At 64.3% G+C, this 24,485-nt stretch carries 19 protein-coding genes and 1 pseudogene; 11 read left to right on the plus strand and 9 right to left on the minus strand.

The features are described from left to right. A partial coding sequence (locus DH10_RS06200) for an iron chelate uptake ABC transporter family permease subunit (protein WP_192384483.1) occupies positions 1-867 on the minus strand: 867 nt, incomplete at its 3' end. Beyond that, complete coding sequence (locus DH10_RS06205; protein WP_192255636.1) at positions 860-1,726, minus strand: ABC transporter substrate-binding protein; 867 nt, start codon at positions 1,724-1,726, stop codon at positions 860-862. The genes DH10_RS06200 and DH10_RS06205, both read right to left, overlap by 8 nt. A gap of 260 nt (positions 1,727-1,986) precedes the next feature. On the opposite strand from DH10_RS06205, the gene DH10_RS06210 reads away from it, so the two are divergent. Then, positions 1,987-2,751: a pseudouridine synthase gene (locus DH10_RS06210; protein ID WP_192255671.1), complete on the plus strand. Its 765-nt coding sequence runs from the start codon at positions 1,987-1,989 to the stop codon at positions 2,749-2,751. 8 nt (positions 2,752-2,759) lie between these two features. Here DH10_RS06210 and DH10_RS06215 read toward each other — a convergent pair whose 3' ends face one another. Continuing rightward, on the minus strand, positions 2,760-3,341 hold the full coding sequence (locus tag DH10_RS06215) for a histidine phosphatase family protein (protein WP_192255638.1): 582 nt from the start codon (positions 3,339-3,341) through the stop codon (positions 2,760-2,762). 244 nt (positions 3,342-3,585) lie between these two features. Beyond that, positions 3,586-4,920 (minus strand): dicarboxylate/amino acid:cation symporter, encoded by a 1,335-nt coding sequence (locus DH10_RS06220; protein ID WP_192255640.1) that lies wholly within the window; start codon positions 4,918-4,920, stop codon positions 3,586-3,588. A gap of 219 nt (positions 4,921-5,139) precedes the next feature. Between DH10_RS06220 and DH10_RS06225 the strand changes: the two genes are divergently transcribed. From DH10_RS06225 to DH10_RS06235, 3 genes are all read left to right on the plus strand, one after another. Continuing rightward, complete coding sequence (locus DH10_RS06225; RefSeq protein WP_192255642.1) at positions 5,140-7,020, plus strand: sensor histidine kinase; 1,881 nt, start codon at positions 5,140-5,142, stop codon at positions 7,018-7,020. After that, on the plus strand, positions 7,017-8,366 hold the full coding sequence (locus DH10_RS06230; RefSeq protein ID WP_192384484.1) for a sigma-54-dependent transcriptional regulator: 1,350 nt from the start codon (positions 7,017-7,019) through the stop codon (positions 8,364-8,366). The genes DH10_RS06225 and DH10_RS06230 overlap by 4 nt, the downstream gene beginning before the upstream one ends. A 158-nt stretch (positions 8,367-8,524) precedes the next feature. Next, complete coding sequence (locus DH10_RS06235) at positions 8,525-8,872, plus strand: hypothetical protein (RefSeq protein ID WP_246506510.1); 348 nt, start codon at positions 8,525-8,527, stop codon at positions 8,870-8,872. 8 nt (positions 8,873-8,880) lie between these two features. On the opposite strand, the gene ggt is transcribed toward DH10_RS06235, so the two are convergent. From ggt to DH10_RS06250, 3 genes are all read right to left on the minus strand, one after another. Further along, the gene (gene ggt / locus DH10_RS06240; protein ID WP_192255646.1) at positions 8,881-10,620 is read right to left on the minus strand and encodes a gamma-glutamyltransferase; all 1,740 of its coding nucleotides are present in this window, start codon (positions 10,618-10,620) and stop codon (positions 8,881-8,883) included. 88 nt (positions 10,621-10,708) lie between these two features. Then, positions 10,709-12,001 carry an L-rhamnose catabolism isomerase gene (gene rhaI / locus DH10_RS06245; protein ID WP_192255648.1) on the minus strand — a complete coding sequence of 431 codons (1,293 nt, stop codon included), beginning with the start codon at positions 11,999-12,001 and terminating at the stop codon, positions 10,709-10,711. A gap of 151 nt (positions 12,002-12,152) precedes the next feature. After that, on the minus strand, positions 12,153-14,255 hold the full coding sequence (locus tag DH10_RS06250) for a bifunctional rhamnulose-1-phosphate aldolase/short-chain dehydrogenase (RefSeq protein ID WP_192255650.1): 2,103 nt from the start codon (positions 14,253-14,255) through the stop codon (positions 12,153-12,155). Positions 14,256-14,443: 188 nt separating this feature from the next. Between DH10_RS06250 and DH10_RS06255 the strand changes: the two genes are divergently transcribed. From DH10_RS06255 to DH10_RS06285, 7 genes and pseudogenes are all read left to right on the plus strand, one after another. After that, on the plus strand, positions 14,444-15,253 hold the full coding sequence (locus DH10_RS06255; protein ID WP_192255652.1) for a DeoR/GlpR family DNA-binding transcription regulator: 810 nt from the start codon (positions 14,444-14,446) through the stop codon (positions 15,251-15,253). Between the two features lie 55 nt (positions 15,254-15,308). After that, positions 15,309-16,304 (plus strand): rhamnose ABC transporter substrate-binding protein, encoded by a 996-nt coding sequence (rhaS, locus tag DH10_RS06260; protein ID WP_124996133.1) that lies wholly within the window; start codon positions 15,309-15,311, stop codon positions 16,302-16,304. Between the two features lie 84 nt (positions 16,305-16,388). Beyond that, on the plus strand, positions 16,389-17,948 hold the full coding sequence (locus DH10_RS06265; RefSeq protein WP_192255653.1) for a sugar ABC transporter ATP-binding protein: 1,560 nt from the start codon (positions 16,389-16,391) through the stop codon (positions 17,946-17,948). Further along, positions 17,945-18,922, plus strand: coding sequence for an ABC transporter permease (locus DH10_RS06270; RefSeq protein ID WP_192255655.1), 978 nt, complete (start codon positions 17,945-17,947; stop codon positions 18,920-18,922). Before DH10_RS06265 ends, DH10_RS06270 begins: the two co-directional genes overlap by 4 nt. Beyond that, positions 18,919-19,920, plus strand: coding sequence for an ABC transporter permease (locus tag DH10_RS06275; protein ID WP_192255657.1), 1,002 nt, complete (start codon positions 18,919-18,921; stop codon positions 19,918-19,920). The genes DH10_RS06270 and DH10_RS06275 overlap by 4 nt, the downstream gene beginning before the upstream one ends. Then, positions 19,920-20,214, plus strand: a pseudogene (locus tag DH10_RS06280) (L-rhamnose mutarotase). The gene DH10_RS06275 and the pseudogene DH10_RS06280 overlap by 1 nt, the downstream one beginning before the upstream one ends. Beyond that, positions 20,211-21,575, plus strand: a complete 1,365-nt coding sequence (locus tag DH10_RS06285) for an FGGY-family carbohydrate kinase (RefSeq protein WP_192255659.1) — start codon at positions 20,211-20,213, stop codon at positions 21,573-21,575. The pseudogene DH10_RS06280 and the gene DH10_RS06285 overlap by 4 nt, the downstream one beginning before the upstream one ends. A 237-nt stretch (positions 21,576-21,812) precedes the next feature. On the opposite strand, the gene DH10_RS06290 is transcribed toward DH10_RS06285, so the two are convergent. Both DH10_RS06290 and galE read right to left on the minus strand, forming a co-directional pair. Then, entirely contained in the window at positions 21,813-23,069 is a 1,257-nt protein-coding gene (locus tag DH10_RS06290) for a D-amino acid dehydrogenase (protein ID WP_192255661.1), read from the minus strand. A 114-nt stretch (positions 23,070-23,183) separates the two neighbouring features. After that, a complete protein-coding gene (galE, locus tag DH10_RS06295) occupies positions 23,184-24,179 on the minus strand; it encodes a UDP-glucose 4-epimerase GalE (protein ID WP_192384485.1) in 996 nt (331 codons plus the stop codon). Positions 24,180-24,485: the final 306 nt, after the last annotated feature.

The raw sequence follows: 24,485 nt of genomic DNA on the forward strand, positions 1-24,485 counted from the left end.
GATACGGGCGAGTGCCGGGGCCGCAAGGCCGACGAAGCCGATGACGCCGACAGCCGCGACGACGAAAGCAATGAGCGCCACAGCCATGCCGAGCCCGGCGAAGCGGTAGATGCCAAGCGGCACGCCAAGGTTGCGGGCGCCGTCGTCCTCGAGGCCGAGCAAAGTCAGCGGCCGCGTCATCAGGCCGATCGCCAGCATGGCGGCGCTGAGACGCGGCAGCAGCCACAGCGTCGTCACCCAGTCCTGCTGGCCGAGCGAGCCGGCCATGAACAGACCGGCCAGCCATTCATGATTGAGAACGACAAGCGCTGCGCCGATCGCTCCGGCATAAAGGCCGACGACGAGACCGGCGAGCACGACGGAAAGCGGCGACAGGCCCTTGTGCCAGGACAGCGCAAGCACGGCCGCCAACGCCGCGAAGGCGCCGGCAAGCGCCACCCATTCGCGCCCGAAGGCAAGCAGCGAGGGCGCGACGAGCGTGGCAAGCGCCAGCGCCAGATAGGCGCCGGCGGAAATGCCGACCGTATCGGGCGAGGCCAGCGGGTTGCGCAGCACCTGCTGCAGCACCGTGCCGGCCAAGCCCAATGCCGCGCCGCAGAGCAGGCTGACGACAAGCCTGGGCAGGAAGGCATAGTGGACCAGCACCTGCCGCATGTCGCCGATGTCGGGCATGAACGCCGCGTCGAACCAGAACGCCGATGGCAGTTGGACGGACAGATTGCGAAGCGTTGCCACCGCAGCCAGTGCGGCGAGCGTGGCGCACAGCAGAATAGCGACAAGCGGCCAATCGCGCCTGGCCGCAATCCGGCGTTTGGCGCCGGCCGGGATCTTGCGGCTCTGCGCCACGCTGCCGAGGCCTTCAGCCATGGGCGGTCATCGCTGCGGCAAGCACGCGCGCGAAGCGGGCAGCGGCGGGAAGCGTGCCAAACATCAGCACGGGAGGCAGGCGCATGATCGAGCGGTTGCGCACGAAGGGCATGGCGTTCCAGACCGGGCTTTCGGTCAGCGTGCCGCCGGCTCCGGCGGGCAGGGGTTCGAGATAGGCAAGACGCGCGTCATCCACCGTCGCCAGGCCGTCGATGCCGACGGTCGAAAACCCCCAGCAATTGGTCTCGGCGGTCCAGGCGTTGCGGATGCCGATGCGATCGAACACATCCTGGAACAGGCTCATGCGGCCATAGACGCGCACATTGCGCGGATCCATGAAGGAGACGATGTAGAGGGGCCTGGCCGCAAATGGCGCCAGCTCCTGTCTGACCTTTGCCAAGCTTGCCTCGGTCGCTTCGATCAGCGCCTCGCCTTCGGCCCGCCTACCGACCAGTCCGGCGAGCTTTCGCGTGGCTTCGACCGCATTGCGGTAGGGTTGGCCGTTCTCCGTATAGATGCCGATCGTCGTCACCGGTGCGACACGCTCGAGCAGCGGCTTGATGCCATCCAGATAGGGGGTGCCGAGGATGAGATCCGGCTTGAGCTGCTGAAGAAATTCGAGGTTGGGCTCGAGCAGGGTGCCGATATCGGCGACTTCGGGCGGCAGCGCCGGCTTGACCACCCACTCCTCCCAGACCTTGCGGTCGGCGATGGCGACCGGTCTGACGCCCAGCATCAGCAAGGTCTCTGCCAGCCCGCCATCGAGACAGACGATGCGCGGCGGCCTTGCCGTCGCAGCAACCGGGCGAGTGGCCGCGAAGGGCAAGGCAAAAAGTCCAAGCGCGGCGCGCCGGGTCATGCGGGAGGGCAGACGCCGAGACCTGCCGGTTTTTGTCTCGAGTGCCGGCGAACAGGATGCCACGGCGCGGGCGAGGCGATGATTGTCCGTCACATCCCTGTCCCTTCTCCCACATCCCGGTTTTCGAAATCCATCGCGATGGCCGGTTGACTATGAAACATGAGTTGAATAGTCAACAAATGAGTCATGGTTTTTCGACTGGGATCGATTCGAACCTGACAGGTTGCGCATACGTGGCGCTGCATGGCATCTGTCGGCCGATGACACACAAGCCCGTACGACAGCTTCCCGATCTCCCGCGACGACCGATCGCCGGGAAAGTCAGCCTCAACCGGGCACTGTCGAAGCTTGGATTCTGCTCACGTAAGCAGGCCGAACTGATGATCGCCGAGGGGCGCGTGCGCGTTGCCGGCAAGGTGGCGCGCGACCCGTTGCTGCGTGTCGACCCCGACCGCGATCGCATCACAGTTGATGGCGCGCCGGTCGCCGCGGAACGAAAAATCTATCTGATGCTCAACAAGCCGCGCGGGCTGGTCACCACGCGCGACGATCCTGAAGGGCGAGGCACCGTCTATGGCTGCCTCGCCGATTTAGAGCTGCCTTTCGTGTCGCCGGTCGGCCGCCTCGACAAAGCGAGCGAAGGCCTGCTTTTGATGACCAACGACACGCGCTGGGCGAACGGCTTGCTCGACCCGGCCTCGCATGTCGCCAAGACCTATCACGTGCAGATCGCTTCCGCCCTAGACGAGGGGATGCTGGAGCGATTTCGCGAAGGCGCCAGCGTCGATGGCGAGGTACTTACGGCGAGCTCGATCGAGCTCCTGCGCAGCGGCGGCAGAACGGCGTGGCTGGAGATCGTGCTCGACGAAGGCCGCAACCGCCAGATCCGCCGCCTGCTCGGCGCTTTCGACATCGAGGTGCTGAGATTAGTCCGCGTCGCGATCGGGCGCTTGCAACTCGGCGATCTGGCCAAGGGCAGCGCGCGGCACCTGACTGCCGAAGAACTGGCGATGCTTGCCGAGTGAAACCGCAGCTACCGCTGGTTCCACCGGCGAATGACCGGCTCGGTCAGGTCGTGCTCGTAGCCGAGGATGCTCAGGCTGCCGGTATCGAGGACGAAATGCTCGCCGCCCTCTGAAGGAAGGTTGACCCAGCGCGCGGCAAGCACGCGCAGGAAATGCGCGCTGGAAAAGATGAGCACGTTGCCGGCGACGGCACGAAGGCCGGCGATGATGGCATCGGCCCTGGCGCCGACATCGGCTGCCGCCTCGCCGCCCGGACAGCCGTCGCGAAACACATTCCAGCCGGGGCGTCCGGCAAGGATCTCCTTCGTCGTCACGCCTTCATAGGCGCCATAGTCCCACTCCTGCAGGTCGGACTTCTTGACCGCATTCGCACCAAAGCCGGCGAGCCGGCAGGTGTCGAAGGCGCGCTGCGACGGGCTCGACCATACCGCCTCGAAAGTCAGGCCCTTGAGACGGTCCGCGACACCCCGTGCAGCCTCCTCGCCTTTCGCGGTCAGCGGAATGTCGGTGCGGCCGGTATGCTTGCCCGACGCGCTCCATTGCGTCTCGCCATGACGGACCAGGTAGATCTCGGGAAACGCACCGCTCATCCGCCGGCCCCACAGGTTGAATGCGCCGGCAGAATGCCGGCCCGCGCCACCCTAGGCGGCGGACGGCAAAAAGAACAGGCCGCGGCGGAAGCCACGGCCTGTCCAGGCGCGGGAGGATTGCCTCTTTTGTTTGTGCGCAATTCCGGACGGAAAACCGTGGACACTTTTCCTGGAATTGCTTCTTTGCTTGCGCAATTCCGGACGGAAAACCGTTGGACACTTTTCCTGGAATTGCGTCGGTCGATCAGGCTGGCTGGAGACCGCCCGACAGCGCCAGGTCTGCCTCTTCCGGCAGCTGGCCGGCCATGGCAGCGGCGAATTGCTTCTGATCGAGCTCGCCTTCCCATCGCGCCACGACAATGGTCGCAACCGCATTGCCGACGAAATTGGTCAGCGCGCGGCACTCCGACATGAAGCGGTCGACGCCGAGGATAAGCGCCATGCCAGCGACCGGCACCGAGGGCACGACCGAGAGCGTGGCGGCCAACGTGATGAAGCCGGCGCCGGTGATGCCGGCAGCACCCTTGGAGCTCAGCATGGCAACGAGCAGCAGCAGGATCTGGTCCCCGAAGGTGAGCGGCGTGTCGGTCGCCTGCGCGATGAAGAGCGCTGCCAGCGTCATGTAGATGTTGGTGCCGTCGAGGTTGAAGGAATAGCCGGTCGGGATGACCAGGCCGACCACCGAGCGGTTGCAGCCGGCGCGTTCCATCTTGGCCATCAGCCCTGGCAGGGCGGCTTCCGAGGACGAGGTGCCGAGCACCAGGAGCAGCTCTTCCTTGATGTAGCGGATCAGCGCCAGGATGGAGAAGCCGTTGTACCATGCGACCGCGCCCAGCACGACCAGCACGAAAAGCAGCGACGTCAGGTAGAAGGTGCCGATGAGGAAAGCGAGGTTGGCGATCGTGCCGATGCCGTATTTGCCGACGGTGAAGGCCATGGCGCCGAAAGCGCCGATGGGGGCCGCCTTCATCAGGATGGCGACGAGGCGGAAGATCGGCGCGGTCAGCGCCTGCAGGAAATCGACCACGGGGCGACTGCGCTCGCCGACGAGCGCCAGCGCCACGCCGAACAGCACCGAGAAGAACAGCACCTGCAGGATATCGCCTTGCGCGAAGGCGCCGGTGATGGTGTCGGGGATGATGTTCATCAGGAAGCCGACGATGGTCGTGTCATGTGCCTTCTCGGTGAAGGTCGAGACCTTCGAGGCGTCGAGCGTCGCCGGATTGATGTGCATGCCGGCACCGGGCTGGATAACGTTGGAGACGACCAGGCCGACGATGAGCGCCAGCGTCGAGAAGACGAGGAAATAGATCATCGCCTTGCCGGCGACGCGGCCGACCTTATGCAGGTCGGAGACGCCGGCGACGCCGGTCGCGACCGTGAGGAAGATCACCGGCGCGATCACCATCTTGACCAGCTTGATGAAGGCGTCGCCAAGCGGCTTCAACGAGGCGCCGATGTCGGGATAGAAATGGCCGAGCAGGATGCCGGCGGCGATCGCCGCCAGGACCTGCACATAGAGATGCCGGTAAAAGGGAATTTTGCCGCGCGGTTCCGCGGCAGCGATTGCCGTCTGCATCGTATCCTCCGTTCAGCCCCGATCGAGAAGCTCGACCTCCCGGGGCAGTTGACCTCCACAGCCTCGCGGCTGCTGCGGAAGCATTTGCAACGGACGTGCCAGATTCCGCTTCGAAGTACGGGGCATTGATTCTGTTAGGTTTTTGGCCGCATGTTCCTCGCTTCCGAGAGAGTGCGGTGCGGCAATCCGCATAGGTCGAATTGTGCTTTGTGCGAAATCATGCACAAATACACCATGCTGCAACGCCCCGCCGCTGCCGTCTCCTCGACGCCCGAACTGCTTGCCGGGCGGGCGCGGCGCGCCTGGCTGCTGTTCGCGGCGATCGCGCTTCTGATCGTGCTGGCAGCGCTCTACGGCGCCGGCCTTTACGGCCGCTCGACCGAGATCGAGGCGCTCTCCGCGCAAGGCCGCACCGATGCCAACCTCAAGGTCGCGCTGCTGCGCGCGGTGCTGGAGAATCCGCGCGCGCTGCCGCTGCTTCTGTCCGAAGACCAACAGGTGCATGACGCGCTGACCGAGCGCAGCCCCGCCTCGATCGATGTGCTCAACCGCAAGCTCGAAGGGCTGGTTTCCGGCACCAAGGCCTCGGTGCTCTACGTCACCGGCACGGACGGTTTGGCGATCGCTTCCAGCAACTGGCGCGAACCGGTGAGCTTCGTCGGCAACGACTACGGTTTTCGCGCCTATTTCTCGGGCGCGATGCAGTCCGGCACGGCCGAGTATTTCGCGCTCGGCAATGTCAGCAAGCGTCCCGGCCTCTACATTTCGCGCCGCGTCGGCAGCGCGGCTGCCCCACTCGGCGTCGTCGTCGTCAAGATGGAGTTCGACCAGCTCGAGGCCGACTGGCACGAGGCAAACCGCCCGGCTTATGTCAGCGACGAGCACGGCGTGGTGCTGATCACCAGCGTGCCCTCCTGGCGCTTCATGACGACGGCGCCGCTGACCCCCTCAGTCACGGCTGACATCCGCGCCAGCCAGCAGTTCGGCGAGGCGCCGCTGGTGCCCTTGCCGATCACAAGACCGCAAACGCTCAGCCCGGATGTCGCGCTGGTCCACGCCATCACGCCGGGTGGCAGCGATGCGGAGTATCTGCGGCTGTCCACGGCCGTGCCATCGACACCGTGGCGGCTCGACTATCTCGTTCCGGTGGAAGCGCCTATCGCCTCGGCCCAGCGTGAAATGCGACTCCTGGCGCTCGGCGCCGTCATTCCGCTCATCGCATTTGCCGCCTATCTGTTATGGCGCCGGCAATCCGCCCAGATGCGGATCGCCGCCGAACAGGCGGCTCGTGCCGAGCTCGAGCGCCGCGTCGTCGAACGCACCCAGGATCTGAGCCTGGCGCGCGACCGGCTGCAGGCCGAAATCGCCGACCATCGCAGCACCGAGGCGAAGCTGCAGGTCATGCAGCAGGAGCTGGTACAGGCGAACCGACTTGCGACCCTCGGCCAGGTTGCCGCCGGCGTCGCGCATGAGATCAACCAGCCGGTGGCGACCATCCGCGCCTATGCCGACAACGCGCGCGTCTTCCTGGAGCGCAAGCAGACGGCGCCGGCCGAAGAAAACCTCGGCGCCATTGCCGCACTGACGGAGCGCATCGGCTCCATCACCGAAGAGCTGAAAGCCTTCGCCCGCAAGGGCCGCACCGCGGCCGAGCCGGTCGAATTGCGCAACGTCATCGAAGGCGCCGTCGTGCTGCTCAGGAGCCGCTTTGCCGGCCGGCTGGACGCGCTGGCGATCACGCTGCCGCCGCTGTCGCTCAAGGTGATGGGCAACCGGCTGCGGCTGGAGCAGGTGCTGATCAACCTGTTCCAGAACGCGCTGGAAGCGCTCGAGGGCCGCGAGGATGCGCGGGTCGAAGTGTCCGCTGCGGAAACCGCCGATGGCGTTGCGCTGATCGTGTCCGACAACGGACCGGGCATCCCGCCGGCGATCCTGAAATCGCTGTTCACGCCTTTCAACACCTCGAAGGAAAGGGGGCTCGGGCTTGGCCTCGTCATCTCGAAGGATATCGTCGCCGATTATGGCGGGCGTATCGAGGTGGCGAGCAGCGGGAGCGGCACGCGCTTCACCATCCATCTCTCGAAGGCTGGCCCGACATGACCAACGGCAATCCGGTCATCCTGATCGATGACGATAGCGACCTGCTCAAGGCGACAAGACAGACGCTGGAGCTCGCCGGTTTTGCTGTGTCTGCCTTTTCCTCAGCAAGCGAGGCACTTGCCGGCCTCGATGCCGGCTTCGCCGGCGTCGTGGTGTCGGACATCCGCATGCCCGAAATGGACGGCCTGCAGCTCTTCGACCGCGTGGTCGATCTCGACCCGGATATCCCCGTCATCCTCGTCACCGGGCATGGCGACATCGCCATGGCGGTCAAGGCGATCAAGGATGGCGCCTATGATTTCATCACCAAGCCTTTCGCAGCCGACCGGCTGGCACAAAGTGTATGGCGCGCGGCGGAGAAACGCCGGCTGGTGATGGAGAACCGCGCCCTGCGCGAGGCGGCGGAGCAGGCGCAGGAGAGTTTGCCGCTGATCGGCCAGACGCCGGCGATGGAGCGGCTGCGCCGCACGCTCAGACAAATCGCCGATACCGATGTCGACGTGCTGGTGACCGGCGAGACCGGCTCCGGCAAGGAAGTGGTGGCGAGCCTGCTGCACCGCTGGAGCCGCCGCGCCAAGGGCAATTTCGTGGCGCTCAATTGCGGCACGCTGCCGGAGACCGTGATCGAGAGCGAATTGTTCGGTCACGAGGCCGGCGCCTTCACCGGCGCGCAGAAGAAGCGCGTCGGCCGCATCGAGCATTCGAGCGGCGGCACGCTGTTCCTCGACGAGATCGAAAGCATGCCGGCTTCGACGCAGGTGCAGATGCTACGCGTATTGGAAATGCGCGAGGTGACGCCGCTCGGCACCAACGAAGTTCGGCCAGTCGACCTGCGTGTCGTTGCCGCCGCCAAGGTCGATCTCGGCGACGCGAGCCAGCGCGGCGCCTTTCGCGAGGACCTCTATTACCGGCTCAATGTCGTGACGCTCTCGATCCCGCCGCTGCGCGAGCGCCGGGACGACGTGCCGCTGCTGTTCGGCTATTTCGCCGAACGCGCCGCGGCCCGCTTCCACCGCCCAGTGCCCGCGGCGCCGGCCGCCGTCCAGCGTCATCTGAGAGAGCATGACTGGCCCGGCAATGTCCGCGAGCTCGCGCATTTCGCCGAGCGTTTCGTGCTCGGATTGGAGGAGATCGGTGGCAGCCCTTCCCCTCAGCCGGCCGATTCGGACGCCTCCATGCCCTTGCCGGAACGGCTCGAGCGCTACGAGGCCGAGATCATTCGCGAGACACTTGGTCGCAACGGCGGCGACGTCCGGCGCACGATCGAGGCACTCGGCATCCCGCGCAAGACCTTCTACGACAAGCTGCAGCGGCACGGGATCGTGCGCGGCGATTTTTCCAGATAGATCAAGCTTGTGGAACCCGATCCGACCCCAGACCGTTGAGCCTGTCCAGGAAACCGTGGCACGTTGGCACCAGCCGTGCGGCGAACGCATGACGGCGATGGCGTTGCCGGTTGCACTTGGCAAGCGTTGATGGTTTGTTGCCGCTCAGCGGAGAACGAATGATGCGCGAATCCCTCGGTCAAGACGAATACGGCTCGGCCAGCCCCTTCGATCCGGACGATCTGCCGAATCTGAATGCGATGGGGCCGGCGATGGGTAGCGGCAACGATTTCGAGAAATACGCCGTCGCCGTCATCATCGTGTTCGGCGCACTGATCATCGGCGGGCTGATGGCCGCGTCGATGACTTTCGGCCACCGCAACGGCTTCCTGTTCGCACTCGGCGGCGCCACCGCCGCCTGGATTTCGGGCAATGCGCTGCTGCTTGACCGGCCGCGCATCTATGCGCTGTTCGTCGGCATCGCAGCCGTGCTGCTGATCGCCTCGACCATCACCCTAGTGGCCTAGGAAACAACTTAGTAGCCCAGCGCCTCGCCGGAAGCGGCGCGGCTGTCGATGGCACCGTTATAGCGAGCGCCGCCGCCCTTCTCGATCTCCGCCAGGCTCTTGCCGCCGACCAGTATGCCGGCTGCCTGGCCCCAGGTCTGGTCGCTGAGATCGAGGTGATAGCCCATGCCGGCGAGCAGCCTCTCGGTGTCGGGGGAAAGCCCGAACGGTTCGACATAGACAGTGTCCGGCAGCCACTGATGATGGATGCGCGGCGCGTCGATCGCCTCCTGGATGTTCATGCCATGGTCGATGACGTTGACGATCGCCTCCAGCGTGATGGTGATGATGCGCGAGCCGCCCGGGCTGCCGATGACCATGAACGGCTTGCCGTCCTTCGTGACCACGGTCGGGCTCATCGAGGATAGCGGCGTCTTCTTCGGCTGGATCGCGTTGGCCTCGCCCTGGACCAGCCCGTAGAGGTTGGGCACGCCGGGCTTCTGGGTGAAATCGTCCATCTCGTTGTTGAGCAGGATGCCGGTGCCTTCGGCGACGACGCCGGCGCCGAAGGAGCCGTTGAGCGTATAGGTGACGGCGACCGCATTGCCGTCCTTGTCGATGATCGAATAGTGGGTGGTTTCCTTCGACTCGCCGAAGCCCTTTGGCATCAAATCCTTCGAGACGCCGGCGCGGAACGGATCGATCTTTTCGCGGATGTCTTTCGCATAAGCCTTGTCGAGCAGTTTTGAGACCGGATTGTCCACGAAATCAGGGTCACCGAGCGCCGAATTGCGGTCGACATAGGCGTGGCGCATGGCCTCCACCATGACGTGGACCGTCTCGGCCGAGCCGGTGCCGAGATAGGATAGCGGATAGTCCTCCAGCACATTGAGTATCTCGCAGATGATGACGCCGCCCGAGCTCGGCGGCGGCGAGGAGATGATCTCGTAGCCGCGATAGGAGCAGGTCACGGGTTTCAGCTCGCGCACCGCATATTGCTCGAAATCACCCTTGGCGAGGATGCCGCCCTTGGCACCGCTTGCCTTGACGATAGCGTCGGCAATCGGCCCTTTGTAGAAGGCGTCAGGCCCTTTCTCGGAGATCGCAGACAGGGAGGAGGCGAGGTCCGGCTGGGTAAGCCGCTCGCCAATTCCATAGGGCTTGCCGTCGGGCTTGAGGAAGATGGCGGCCGCGGCCGGATCCTTGGCCAACCGGGCGGCGCTGCCGGCAAAGGAAGCGGCGTCGCCCTGGTTGAGGACGAAGCCGTCCTTGGCATAAGCGACGGCCGGCGCCATCAGATCCTGCCTGGGCAAGGTTCCGTATTTCTCGCGGGCCATTTCGAAACCGGCGACCGAGCCTGGCACGCCGACGGCAAGATAGCCGTCGAGGCTGGCGCCTTTTATCGGCTTGCCTTCCTTGTCGAGATACATGGTCTTGGTCGCCGCGAGCGGCGCGCGCTCGCGAAAATCGATGAAGGTCGAGCGGCCGTCCTTCAACCGGATGGTCATGAAGCCGCCGCCGCCGATATTGCCGGCGTTGGGATAGACGACGGCGAGCGCATAGCCGACCGCGACGGCCGCGTCGACGGCGTTGCCGCCCTTCTTCAGCACGTCGACACCGACCTCGGTGGCGAGATGCTGGGCGGTCACCACCATGCCGTGCTCGCCCTTGGCGGGAGCGGGCGAGGCGGCGAAGACGGCCGCTGATTGTGCAAAGGCGAAAGTGAACGAGAGGCTGAGGGCGATCAGCGTCCGGCGGGTGATATGCATGGCGGGCTCCGGGGGCGTGGGGGTTGCCTAGGAAAAACCCTCGGAGCGCGTTAGTCCAATAACAATTGAAGTAGCGGACGGCTCCGCCTCAAACAATCCCGCCGCCGCCGCTGGCGACGGCCGGACGCTCCGCCGCCACCTTCGCCCGGTATCCGGCCTCGCGATAGGCGGCGACCGGGTCGATGGCGCCCCCAGTCCTGAGCCGCGCCATGGCAAGGATCGGCTGGACATCGGTGCGGTAGGCCGCCTTCAAGGTCTGCGTCGCCATCAGCGCGTCGTTGGCCTCCTGGAAACCCTCCAAAGCCTTGCGGTCGACCAGTAGCGCCTGGGCGTAGGCGCGCTGCACCTCGACCGCAGACAGCATCAGGCTTTCGATCGGATCGGTTACGTTGTGGCTCTGGTCGAGCATATGCGCTGGCTTGAATCCTTTCGCGCCCGAAAGCTCGGCATCGACCAACTCGTTGAAGACGAGGAACAGCCGGTAGGGATCGATCGAGCCGGCATCGAGGTCGTCGTCGCCATATTTGGAATCGTTGAAATGGAAGCCGCCGAGTTTCTTGAACTGGATCAGCCGCGACACGATCATCTCGATGTTGACGTTGGGCGCATGGTGACCGAGGTCGACCAGGCAGAATGCCTTGTCGCCGAGCTCCTTGGCGATGATGTAATTGGTGCCCCAATCCTGTACGACCGTCGAATAGAAGGCCGGCTCGTACATTTTGTGCTCGGTGAACAGCCGCCAGTCGTCCGGCAGGCCGGCGTAAATTTCGCGCATGGCGTCGAGATAGCGCTCGAAGGCTTTTGCGAAATTGACCTGGCCGGGGAAGTTCGAGCCGTCGCCGATCCAAACCGTCAAGGCCTTCGATCCAATCGTCCTGCCGATCTCGATGCATTCGAGATTGTGCTCGACCGCCTGCCGGCGGGTGCCGGCATCGGCATGCGACAGCGAGCCGAACTTGTAGGAGAGTTTCTGATCCTTCGCGTCGGAGAAGGTGTTGGAGTTCATGGCGTCGAAGCCGAGGCCGAAGCGCGATGCCGCCTGCTTCAGCCGGTTCGGATCGGCCTTGTCCCACGGGATGTGCAGCGAGACGGTCGGCGTCGCCTGCGTCAGCTGGCTGATGACGGCGCAGTCCTCGATCTTGTCGAAGATGTCGCGCGGCTCGCCGGCGCCGGGGAAACGGGCAAAGCGCGTGCCGCCGGTACCGACGCCCCAGGACGGGATCGCCACGGCGAATTTTTCCACCTTGTCGCGGATAGCGTCGATGGCGATGCCGCGCCGGTCGAGACGGTCGCCCAGCGAGGCGTAGTCGCGTTCCAGATTGGCCGTGCGCGCCGCGTTGTGCTTGGCGACGAGGTCGGCGGAAATGATGGTTTCGGACACTGCAATTCCTCCCGGTGGTGCGGCTTTACTCTCCCCCTTGTGGGGAGGGTGGCCCGTAGGGCCGGGTGTGGGGGTACCCCCCCGCCCCGGCAGGCACTCCCCGCTTCGCGGCGACTACCTGACGACCCTCCCCACAAGGGGGGGTAACAAACTACCGCGTAAAGCTCTGCGCGTTGCCGGCGTCGACGTTGATGATGTTGCCGGTCGACTTGGCGGACATGTCGGAGGCGAAGAAATAGATCGCTTCCGCAATGTCCTCCGGGAAGACCGAGCGCTTCAGCATCGAGCGCGAACGATAGTGCTCTTCCAGATCGTCGGTCGACATCTTATAGGCGGCGGCGCGCTGCTCCTTCCATTCGCCGCTCCATATCTTGGAGCCGCGCAGCACGGCGTCCGGATTGACGACATTGACCCTGATCTGCGCCTCCGCGCCCTCCAGCGCAAGGCAACGCGCGAGGTGGATCTCGGCCGCCTTGGCGGTGCAGTAGGCGGCGGCGTTGGGCGAGGCGGCGAGGCCGTTCTTGGAGGCGACGAAGACGACGTTGCCGCCGATCTTCTGTGCGCGGAACAGGCGGAAAGCCTCGCGCGAGACGAGGAAATAGCCGGTCGACAGGATGTCCATATTCTTGTTCCAGAGCGCCAGCGTCGTCTCCTCGATCGGCGCCGAGGAGGCGAGCCCGGCATTGGAGACCAGAATGTCGATGCCGCCAAATTCGACCGAAGTTTCGGCGAAGCCCGAGGCGACCTGATCTTCCGATGTCACGTCGATCCGCACCGGGCGGACGAAGTCTTTTCCGTAGGCCTTCGATAGCTCTTCATGGGCGCCGGCGAGCGCGGCCTCATCGATATCGGCGAGCACGACGCAGGCGCCTTCGCGCAGCAGCCGGTTGGCGGTGGCGCGGCCGATGCCGCCGGCGCCGCCGGTGACGAGCGCGATCTGTCCGGCCAGCGCCTTCGGCTTCGGCAGGCGATGGAGCTTTGCTTCCTCCAGTTGCCAGTATTCGATGTCGAAGGCTTCTTGCGAGGGCAGGCCGACATAGGACGAGACCGTCGAGGCACCGCGCATGACGTTGATGGCGTTGACGTAGAATTCGCCGGAGATGCGGGCCGTCGCCTTGTCGCCGGCGAAGGTGAACATGCCGACGCCCGGCATCAGGTAGACGACGGCATTGGGATCGCGGATGGCGGGCGAGTCCGCGTGCTTGCAGCTGTCGTAGTAAGCCTGGTAGCCGACGCGATAGGCGGCAATGTCGTCGACGAGGCGCGCGATGACGGCATCGACATCCGGCTTTGACGGATCGAACTCGATCACCAGCGGGCGGATCTTGGTGCGCAGGAAATGGTCCGGGCAGGACGTGCCAAGTGCTGCCAGCGGCCGCAGGTCCTTCGAATTGACGAATTCGAGCACCGCCGGCTGGTCGTCGAAATGGCCGAGCTTGTGGCTCTTCTCGGAGATCAGGCCGCGGATCCTCGGCATCAGCTTCGCGGCAATGGCGCGCCGTGCCGGCGCGTCGAGCGCCTTCACCGCCTCGCCGCCGAAGATCGCCTTGCCTTGCGACTTGCGCTCGAACCATTCGATCGCCTGGTTGATCACCGAGATCGTCGTCTCGTAGCATTCCTTCGGCGTGTCGCCCCAGGTGAACAGGCCGTGGCTCTCGAGCACCACGCCCTTGGCGTCAGGGTTCTCGAGGCAGAATTTCTCCAGCCACAGGCCAAGCTCGAAGCCCGGCCGCTTCCAAGGCAGCCAGCCGATGGCGTCGCCGAAGATCTCCTGGGTGATCGCCTTGGAATCCTTGGCGGCGGCAATGGCGATGATGGCGTCGGGATGCATGTGGTCGACATGAGGCTTCGGCACGAAGGCATGCAACGGCGTGTCGATCGAGGCCGCGCGCGGATTGAGGTTGAAGGTGCAGTGGGGCAGATAGCCCACCATCTCGTCCTCGTGTTCGACACCGCGATAGAGGCCCTTCAAGGCGCGCAGCTTATCCATATAGAGCGTGGCGAAACCGTCGAGCTTGATCGAGGCGCTGTCGCCGCCCGAGCCCTTGACCCAGAGCACCTCGACATCCTCGCCGGTCAGCGGGTCCTTCTGCCAGACCTTGGACGAGGTGTTGCCGCCGCCATAATTGGTGACGCGCTTGTCGGAACCCAGCGTGTTCGAGCGATAGACCAGAAGCTCGGGACCGCTCATCCCTTCGGCTTTTGCATCGTCCCACAGATTGGCGAGGCGCGAGCCGGAGCGCTTGTCGAGCATAGGTATCCTCCCTTGGAGCGCGGACAGTGCGCTCCTCTTTTCTCGCGGGGAATGTCTACGCAAGCGGCCCTCTTGTCAATCACAAACGATCAATATCGATCATATTGCATTGCACAATGAAAATATGTGATCGGAAATGATTGACATTGCGCGTTTTCTAGTGCCTGATGGTCGGGCAGGGAGGAACCATGCACGAAAAAGAACGCCACAGGATCATTCTGTCCGCCGTCCAGGAAAAACCTGTGGTGACGGTGCAGGAGATGGTCGACCTGACGGACTCCTCCGAGGCGACGATCCGGCGCGATATCGCGGCGTTGCACGTGCAGAAGCGCCTGCGCCGGGTGCGCGGCGGCGCCGAGGCGATCTCGCCCCCGCAGTTCATCGGCCTCGCCGGCCGGCCCTTTTCGGTCAACGAGACGCTCAACGCCGCGCAGAAGCGGGCGATCGCCCGCGAGGCGGTGAACCTTTGCAAGGATGGCGAGCCGATCATCATCAATGGCGGCACCACCACTTTTCAGATGGTGCATTTCCTGACCGGACGCCGCATGCCGATCTTCACCAATTCCTTCCCGATCGCCGAGCATCTGCTCAAGCACTCGAAGAACACGGTGATGCTGTCGGGCGGCACGATCTATCGTGAACAGAACATCATCCTGTCGCCCTTCGACAACGACGTGACGCGCAATTTCTACGCGCGCCGCATGTTCATGGGCGCGCAAGGCCTTGGCCCTCTCGGGCTGATGGAGGGCGATCCGCTCTTGATCCAGGCCGAGCAAAAACTGATCGACCAGGCCGACGAGCTGGTGGTGCTGGTCGACTCGTCAAAATTCCGCATGCGCTCCAGCCTGATCCTGTGCGGGCTGTCGCGCATCGCGACCGTGATCACCGACGACGGCATCGAAGACCGCGAAGCCAAGATGCTGGAAACCGCGGGCGTGGTGCTGATCGTCGCCCGCAAGCAGTCAAGCGAGAAGGAAGAATCTTCACTGCAGGCCTGAGGGAAACTCGCGCCCGCAGCGGCGATGGAATGCAACGCTCAAGGGAGGATATTCGATGAGCTTTTTGAAGAAACTGCTGGTCACGGCGGCCTTTTCTGCCGCCATGTTCGTGAATGCCGCCTATGCCGAGAACGTCAAGATCGCGCTGGTGGTGAAGTCGCTCGGCAACGGCTTCTTCGACGCCGCCAACAAGGGCGCCGAGGAAGCGGCGAAGGAACTGGGCGATGTCGACGTCATCTACACCGGCCCGACCAAGGCAACCGCCGAGGCGCAGATCGAAGTGATCAACTCGCTGATCGCACAGAAGGTCAATGCGATCGCCGTTTCGGCCAATGATGCCGATGCGCTGGTGCCGGTGCTGAAGAAGGCGATGGATCGCGGCATCACCGTGATCTCTTGGGACTCCGGCGTCGCCAAGGAAGGCCGCCAGCTCCACCTCAACCCGTCCGATACCAACCTGATCGGCGAGACCATCATCAAGCTCGCCGCCGACTATCTGCCCGAAGGCGGTGACGTCGCGATCCTGTCGGCATCTTCGACCGCGACCAACCAGAACGCCTGGATCGAGGCGGCCAAGAAGGTGCTGCCGGAGAAGTTCCCGAAGATCAAGCTCGTCGCCACGGTCTATGGCGATGACGACTCGGCCAAGAGCACCGACGAAGCCAAGGGCCTCTTGAAGTCCTATCCGAATCTCAAGGCGATCATCGCTCCGACCACGGTGGGTGTTGTCGCGGCCGCGCAGGTCGTCACCGACGAGAACCTCATCGGCAAGGTCAACGTCACCGGCCTGGCGCTGCCGTCCGAGTTCAAGAAGTTCATCGACAACGGCGCCAGCCAGGCGGTCGCGCTGTGGAACCCTATCGATCTCGGCTACTCGGCGATCTACCTCGCCCATGATCTCGCGGTGAAGAAGGAAGAGGCAAAGCCCGGCGCCACGCTCTCGATCGGCCGCGTCGGCAAGGTGACGCTCGACGACACCAACTCGGCCGCGATGGCTCCGCCCTTCCAGTTCGACAAGACCAACATCGAGAAGTTCTCCAAGATCTATTGATCCCGGGTGACTTCAAGCTCATGCGGCGGGACAATTGTCCCGCCGCAACTTCAAACGGACCTTGCCTCAGGGCCTGATACGGATATGGACACGACAGCCCAGCACAAAATGGAGACGGAGCGGCCCCAGCCTTCAGGCCCCGTCCAGAATGCCAGCCCGCGCCTGACGCTCTCCGGTATCTCCAAGAGTTTTCCGGGCGTGCGCGCCCTGCACAATGTCAGCCTGTCGCTCTATCCCGGCCAGGTGACGGCGCTGATCGGCGAGAACGGCGCCGGCAAGTCGACGCTGGTCAAGATCATGACCGGCATCTACCAGCCCGATTCAGGCGACATCAGCATCGACGGCGAGGCGACGCCGCTGCCAAGCGCGCATGCCGCCTTCGGCCACGGCATCACCGCCATCCATCAGGAAACGGTGCTGTTCGACGACCTGTCGGTCGCCGAAAACATCTTCCTCGGCCACGCGCCGCGCACCCGCTTCGGCACCATCGACTGGCGCACCATGCGCAAAAATGCCCGCGAGGTTCTGGAGACGATGCGGGCCGACCACATCGACGCCGACGCACGGCTGAAGGACCTCGGCATCGCCAACAAGCATCTGGTGGCCGTGGCGCGCGCGATGTCTATCGACGCACGCATCGTCATCATGGACGAGCCGACCGCCGCACTTTCGATGAAGGAGATCGAGGAGCTTTTCCTGCTCATCGAATTCCTGAAGAGCGAAGGCAAGGCGGTGCTCTTCATCAGCCACAAGTTCGACGAGATCTACCGCATCGCCGACCGCTACACCGTCTTTCGCGATGGCGAGATGGTGGGCGAAGGCCTGCTCAAGGACACCGGCCAGAACGAGATTGTGCGCATGATGGTCGGCCGCAACGTCGACCACATTTTTCCGCAGCGCGAACCGAAGATAGGCGCGCCGGTGCTCTCCGTCTCCGGCCTGTCGCATCCGACCGAATTCGACGATATCGGCTTCGAACTGCGCAAGGGCGAAATCCTCGGCTTCTACGGCCTGGTCGGCGCCGGGCGCAGCGAAGTGATGCAGGCGATCGCGGGCATCACGCGTACCGCCAAGGGCACCATCTCGCTGGACGGCCAGACGATCGCGCCGAAGTCGGCGGCGGATTCGATCGAAGCCGGCATCGTCTATGTGCCGGAAGAGCGCGGCAAGCAGGGCGTGGTGATCGGCCTGCCGATCTTCCAGAACGTGTCGCTGCCTTCGCTCATGCGCACCTCGAAATCCGGCGTGCTGCGGCTGGCGGAAGAGTTCTCGCTTGCCCGTTCCTACACCGAGCGGCTCGACCTGCGCGCCTCCTCGCTCAGCCAGGATGTCGGCACGCTTTCCGGCGGCAACCAGCAGAAGGTGGTCATCGCCAAATGGCTGGCGACGGCGCCGAAGGTGATCATCCTCGACGAGCCGACCAAAGGCATCGACATCGGCTCCAAGGCCGCCGTGCACGGCTTCATGGCCGAGCTGGTGGCGCAGGGCTTATCGGTAATCATGGTCTCTTCGGAACTGCCGGAAATCCTCGGCATGTCCGACCGCGTCGTGGTCATGCGCGAAGGCCGCATCGCGGCCACCTACGACAACAAGGGATTGGATGCCGAGACGCTGGTTCGGACGGCAGCAGGGATCGCGGCATGAAGAATTTTCTCAAATACCGCGAAATCTGGCTGCTGGCCGGCATCGTCGTTCTGATCGGCCTGATTTCCACGCGCTTCCCGGGCTTCGCTGATCTGGCCAATCTGCGGCAGGTGTTCAACGACACCTCGATCCTGATGATCCTGGCGCTGGGCCAGATGGTGGTAATCCTGACGCGCTCGATCGATCTCTCGATGGCCTCCAACCTCTGCTTCACCGGCATGGTGGTGGCGATGCTTAACGCCGCGCACCCAGCGATCCCGATCCCGGTGCTGATCGCCATCGCGCTGTTCGTCGGGCTGGTGCTCGGCGCCATCAACGGCTTCCTGGTCTGGCGGCTGAACATCCCCTCGATCGTGGTGACGCTCGGCACGCTCACCATCTATCGCGGCGCGACCTTCGTCGTCTCCGGCGGCGCCTGGGTCAATGCCGACCAGATGAGCCCCGGCTTCATCAACTTCCAGCGCGCCGCCTTCCTCGGCCTGCCAGTGCTGTCCTGGATTGCGCTTGCGGTAATCGCTTTGTTCTTCCTGGTGATGACGCGCACGGCGATTGGCCGCTCGATCCATGCCATCGGCGTCAATCCGACAGCGTCGGTCTATGCCGGCATCGATGTCGGCCGCACCAAATTCATCGTCTTCTGCATTTCCGGCATGATCGGCGGGCTCGCCGGATACCTGTGGGTCTCGCGCTACGTGATCGCCTCGGTCGAGGTCGCCAACGGCTATGAGCTCAACATCATCGCCGCCTGCGTCATCGGCGGCATCTCGATCGCCGGCGGCATCGGCTCGGTCGGCGGCGCCGTGCTTGGCGCGCTGTTCCTCGGCATCATCTCCAATGCGCTGCCGGTCATCAACATCTCGCCCTTCTGGCAGATGGCGATCTCGGGCAGCGCCATCATCCTGGCCGTGGTGCTCAACGCGCGCGGCGAGCGCCGGCAGGGCCGCATCATCCTCAGAAAGGCGGAAGCGGCATGAGCGACACCCCTGCCCCGCGCCACATCCCCGACCGGCTCGACAAGCCGCTCTCTTCGGCGATCTTCTCCTGGGAGGCGCTGCTGGTCGTCATCGCGGTTCTCATCTTCGCGGTGAACAGCTTCGCCTCGCCCTATTTCCTCGACCCGTGGTCGCTGTCGGACCTCACCTTCAACTTCACCGAAAAGGGCCTGATCGCGCTCGCCATGGCGCTTTTGATCATCTCGGGCGAGATCGACCTGTCGGTTGCCGCGATCGTGGCGCTCGCCTCCACAATGATGGGGATGGCCGTGCAGGCCGGCGCCGGCACGCCGGTGCTGGTGCTGATCGGCATCGTTGTCGGGCTCGGCTGCGGCGCCTTCAACGGGCTGCTGGTCACAAGGCTCGGCTTGCCCTCCATCGTCGTCACCATCGGCACGATGAGCCTGTTCCGCGGCATCGCCTTCATCATCCTCGGCGACCAGGCCTATAAGGGCTACCCAGAGAGTTTCGCCTTCTTCGGGCAGGGCTATGTCTGGTGGGTTTTCTCGTTCGAGCTGGCGCTGTTCCTTGTCGCGGCGCTCATCTACTGGTTCGTTCTGCATCGCACGAGTTTTGGGCGGAAGGTCTTCGCCATCGGCAACAACCCAGTCGCCTGCCAGTTCTCCGGCGTGCGCGTCGGCCGCATCAAGTTCATCCTGTTCTGCCTGACCGGGCTGATGTCCGGCATCGCCTCTGTGCTGATCACCTCGCGGCTCGGCTCGACACGGCCGTCGATCGCGCAGGGTTATGAGCTGGAGGCGATCACCATGGTGGTGCTGGGCGGCGTCTCGATCCTCGGCGGCGCCGGCAGCATCCTCGGCGTCGTGCTCGCCGCCTTCATCATGGGACTGGTGACGTTTGGGCTTGGGTTGCTCAACGTGCCCGGCATCGTCATGTCGATCTTCATCGGCCTGCTGCTGATCATCGTCATTGCGCTGCCGATCGTCTGGCGGCGGCTGCGCGAAGGACGCTTCGCCTGATGGAAAAATACGCCTTCAAGATGAAGCTCAAACAAGCGCCGCCACGACGAGATCTGGCCATCGCTGGTGGCGCTGCTGAAGCAGGCCGGCGTTTCCGATTATTCGATCCATCTCGACGAGGAGACCAACAACCTGTTCGGCGTGCTGTGGCGGTGTGAGGCTCACGGCATGGCCGATCTGCCGAAGCATCCGGTGATGCAGCGCTGGTGGGCGCATATGGCCGACGTCATGGAGACCAAGGCCGACAACGAGCCGGTGGCGGTGCCGCTGGAAACAATGTTCCATATGGCATGATCCGCCACGTCGCCGTCATCGATATCGGCAAGACCAACGCCAAGGTGGCGCTGGTCGACTTCGAGCACATGACCGAAGTGGGTCTGCGCCGCACGGCCAACGCCGTCTCCAGGAACGGCCCCTACCCGCATCACGATGTCGAGCGTCTTTGGGCCTTTATCCTGGATGGCCTTGCCGCGCTGCACCGCGAGCAACCCATCGATGCCGTCTCGATCACCACCCATGGCGCGACGGCAGTGCTGGTCGATGCCGAAGGCGGGCCTGCGCTGCCGGTGATCGACTATGAATTTGCCGGCATCGACGAACTGGCCCAGGGCTATGGTGCCGTCCGGCCGTCCTTTGCCGAGACCGGCACGCCGCGCCTATCGGCTGGCCTCAACATCGGCGCGCAGCTCTTCTGGCAGCAGAAGCGCTTTCCGGCGGAGTTCGCCAAGGCTGCCGCGATCCTGATGTACCCGCAATATTGGGCGCTGCGACTGACGGGCGTTGCCGCCAACGAGGTGACCTCGCTCGGCTGCCATACTGATCTCTGGAACCCGTGGCGGGCCGACTACTCGTCGCTGGTCGACCGGATGGGCTGGCGCCATTTGATGGCGCCGGTGCGGCCGGCGAAGGACCGGCTCGGAGCGATCCTGCCGGCGATCGCGCGGCGGACAGGGCTCGACCCGCAAACGCCGGTGTTCTGCGGTTTGCACGATTCCAACGCCTCGCTGCTGCCGCATCTGCTGTCCGACGCACCGCCCTTCTCCGTCGTCTCGACCGGCACATGGGTGGTGTCGATGGCGGTTGGCGGGCGGAAGGTCGAACTCGACCCGGCGCGCGACACGCTGGTCAACGTCAACGCGCTCGGCGACCCCGTGCCATCGGCGCGCTTCATGGGCGGTCGCGAGTTCTCGCTGCTGACCGAGGATAAACCGTTTGACTGGAATGAGGACGACGTTGCCACTGTGCTGGCACAAAAAGCGTTGCTTCTGCCATCAACTCAGCAAGGCTCCGGACCTTTCCCTCATCGTGCCGCACAATGGACCAATGCCGACAACTTGAATCCCGGCCAGCGCTTCGCCGCCATCTCGTTCTATCTGGCACTGATGACCGCGACCTGCCTGGATCTGATCGGTGGCAACGGGCCGACGATCGTCGAGGGACCCTTCGCGCAGAACCGGCTTTTTATCCGCATGCTGGCAGCAGCGACGGGCCGCCCCGTTGTTGCGTCTGAGACTTCGACCGGCACCAGCATCGGCGCGGCGCTGCTGGCGTCGCGTGGCGCTACCGTGATGAGCAAGGGCGAGCGGACTGAACCGCCAGCTGAGCGCGCCTGGGGCGACTATGCAAGGGCGTGGCAGCTGGCCATCAGGGCATAAGTTGCGTCGTCACTACCCAAGCCTTGCTTGACAGGTCGGCGCTGCCCCTCATTGCCCTGCCGAGCATTTCTCCCCGTATAGTGACGGGGAGAAAGATGCTGTCGTCGACGATTTCGCCAATTGTCGCCGTTGCAGAATAGGGGCCGGCAATGCGGCCAGCTCCCTTCTCCCCGTTCTACGGCGAGAAGGTGCCGGCAGGCGGATGAGGGGCAGCGCCAACATCGGCAACTACACGTCTCAGCCCGCCGTCCCGTAGAGCAAACCCCGCGGATCGATCTCCGGCTTGCGGCCGGCAACGATGTCGGCGAGGAATTTGCCGGAGCCGCAGGCCATGGTCCAGCCGACATGGCCGTGGCCGGTGTCGAGATAGAGGTTGCGGTATTTCGCCTGGCCGATGACCGGCACCGAGTTCGGCATCATCGGCCTCAAGCCGGCCCACAGCACAGCCTTCTTCTCGTCGAAGGCGCCCGGGAACAGATCCTTGCCGGTTTCCAGGATGGTTCTGAAATCGCCGGGCTTGAAGCTGCGGTCGAAGCCGGTGAATTCGGCAGTCGAGGACATGCGCAGCCGATTGCCCAGCCTGGAATAGCCGATCAGCCGGTCCTCGTCGGCGCCGCCCATGGTCGGGCCCTTGCTTTCGTCCTCCAGCGGAATGGTCGCGGTGTAGCCTTTCACCGGATAGACGGGCAGGTCGATGCCGTAGCGGCGGCCGAGGAGACCGCTTTCCGGCCCCATGGAGATGACGACCGCGTCGCCGGTGACCGGACCGGCCGAGGTCATCACCGCGCGCACCCGGTCACCCTCGATGTCGAGGCCCTCGACCGTGGTGCCGAACTGGAATTTGACGCCAAGCTTCTCGGCCGCATAGGCGGCGAGATGGTCGACGAACTGCTTGGAATCGCCGGTCTGATCGATCGGCGAATAAATACCGCCGGCGATCTTGTCCTTCACGCCGGCGAGGCCAGGCTCCAGTTCCGCCAACCGGTCGCGGCCGACGATCTCGATCGGCAGGCCGTGCTCGCCCAGATAGCGGTAATTGTCGGTGCCGGTGTCAAAACTTTTCTGCGAACGGAAGAAGTAGAGGATGCCTCGCTTCCGCTCGTCGTAATGGATGCCGGTCGCGTCCGAGAGCGCATTGATGCAGTCGCGCGAATAGAGCGCGAGTCTCAGTTTGACGTCGGTGTTGGCGCGCAGCCGCCTTACAGTACACTCGCGCAGGAAGCGCAGGCTCCAGGCATAAAAATAGGGATCGAGGCGCAGCCTGACCTTGATGCCGAGATCATGGTTCCACAGCCCACGCAGAAAAGTCTTCAGCGCCGCGGGCGAGGCCCAGGCGGTGGCGTCGCCCGGCGAGACCAGGCCGGCGTTCGACTGACTGGTGCCACGCGCCGCCGCCTCATGGCGCTCGATGACCGTTATCTCATGGCCGTCTTTAGCCAGATAGTAAGCGGCGGCCGTGCCAACGACGCCGGCTCCGAGCACCACAACCTTCATACCGCCCCCTCAAGGATCGAAATCAGGCGACGCGCCTCCACGCGCTGCCTTTTTGACCCTCAATAGCGCGTCCCGGCACGCCCGACGAGCCCTTGGCCCAACAGCTAGCTGTGCCTAGTTCCGTGCTGAGTTCTTGCTGGTCAGGATGCGTTCCCAGGCCAGCGCATCCTTCACGATCTGGTCGAGATCGTCGCGCTGCGGCGTCCAGCCGAACTCCTTGCGGGCAAGGTCGGAATTGGCGACCACGGCCGCGGCATCGCCGGGGCGGCGGTCGCCCATGCGGACATCGAAATCATGACCGAAAGCGCGGCGCACGCTGTCGATCACTTCGAGCACCGAATAGCCGTGGCTGTAGCCGCAATTGGCGACGAGGCTCTCTCCGCCCTCGCGCAACCGCTGCAGCGCCAGCCGGTGCGCCGCCGCGAGATCGCTGACATGGATATAGTCGCGGATGCAGGTGCCGTCCGGTGTCGGATAGTCTTTGCCGAAGACCTGCATGAAGGGTCGCTTGCCGAGCGCCGTCTCGCAGGCGACCTTGATCAGATGCGTGGCGCCGGGCGTCGACTGTCCTGTGCGGCCCTTTGGATCGGCGCCGGCGACGTTGAAATAGCGCAGCGCCGTATAGCGGATATCGTGCGCGAGGCCGGCGTCGCGCAGCATCCACTCGCTCATTAGCTTGGAGAGGCCGTAAGGCGATTCCGGCGCCAGCCGCGCGTCCTCGCGCACCGGCTCCAGCCCGGCGCCGCCATAGACGGCTGCGGTGGAGGAGAAGATGAAATGCGGCACGCCCTCGCGCACCGCGGTCTCGATCAGCGTCCGGGTCTTGCAGGTGTTGTTTTCGTAATAGCCGAGCGGATCGGAGACCGATTCCGGCACCACGATCGAGCCGGCGAAATGGATGATGGCGTCGACCTTGTTTTCCCGGATGATCTGTCCAACCAGCTCACGGTCGGCGACGTCGCCGACGACAAGCTTCGCTTCCGGCGCCACCGCCCATTCGAAGCCGGTGGAAAGCCGGTCGAGCACGACGACGCTTTCGCCGGCGTCGAGAAGCTCCCAGACCATGTGGCTGCCGATATAACCGGCACCGCCCGTCACCAAAACCGCCATCTGATACCTCGCTGATCAAGATTTATCGGAAACTGTCTCAACAGCCACCGTGCTGAAAACCCCGCCGCAAGCCCATTAGCCTCACTTTTAGTGTTAAGTCCGTAACAGTTCCTCCTGCCCGAGGCATTGTACCGAAACAAAACTAGTTCACATCCCCGGGAATAGGCCACGATCCGGCATCGTTAGGAACAGGCCCGGGGCGTGGCATTTTGACCGGTGCGGCGCGGTGGACGCGGCATGGGCCCGTGACTATGATCCGCCGCAAAACTTGGGAAGCCGACATGAATTACCAGCGGTTCTTCGAAG

This window comes from Mesorhizobium silamurunense (assembly GCF_014843825.1).
Classification (GTDB): Bacteria; Pseudomonadota; Alphaproteobacteria; order Rhizobiales; family Rhizobiaceae; genus Mesorhizobium; species Mesorhizobium silamurunense.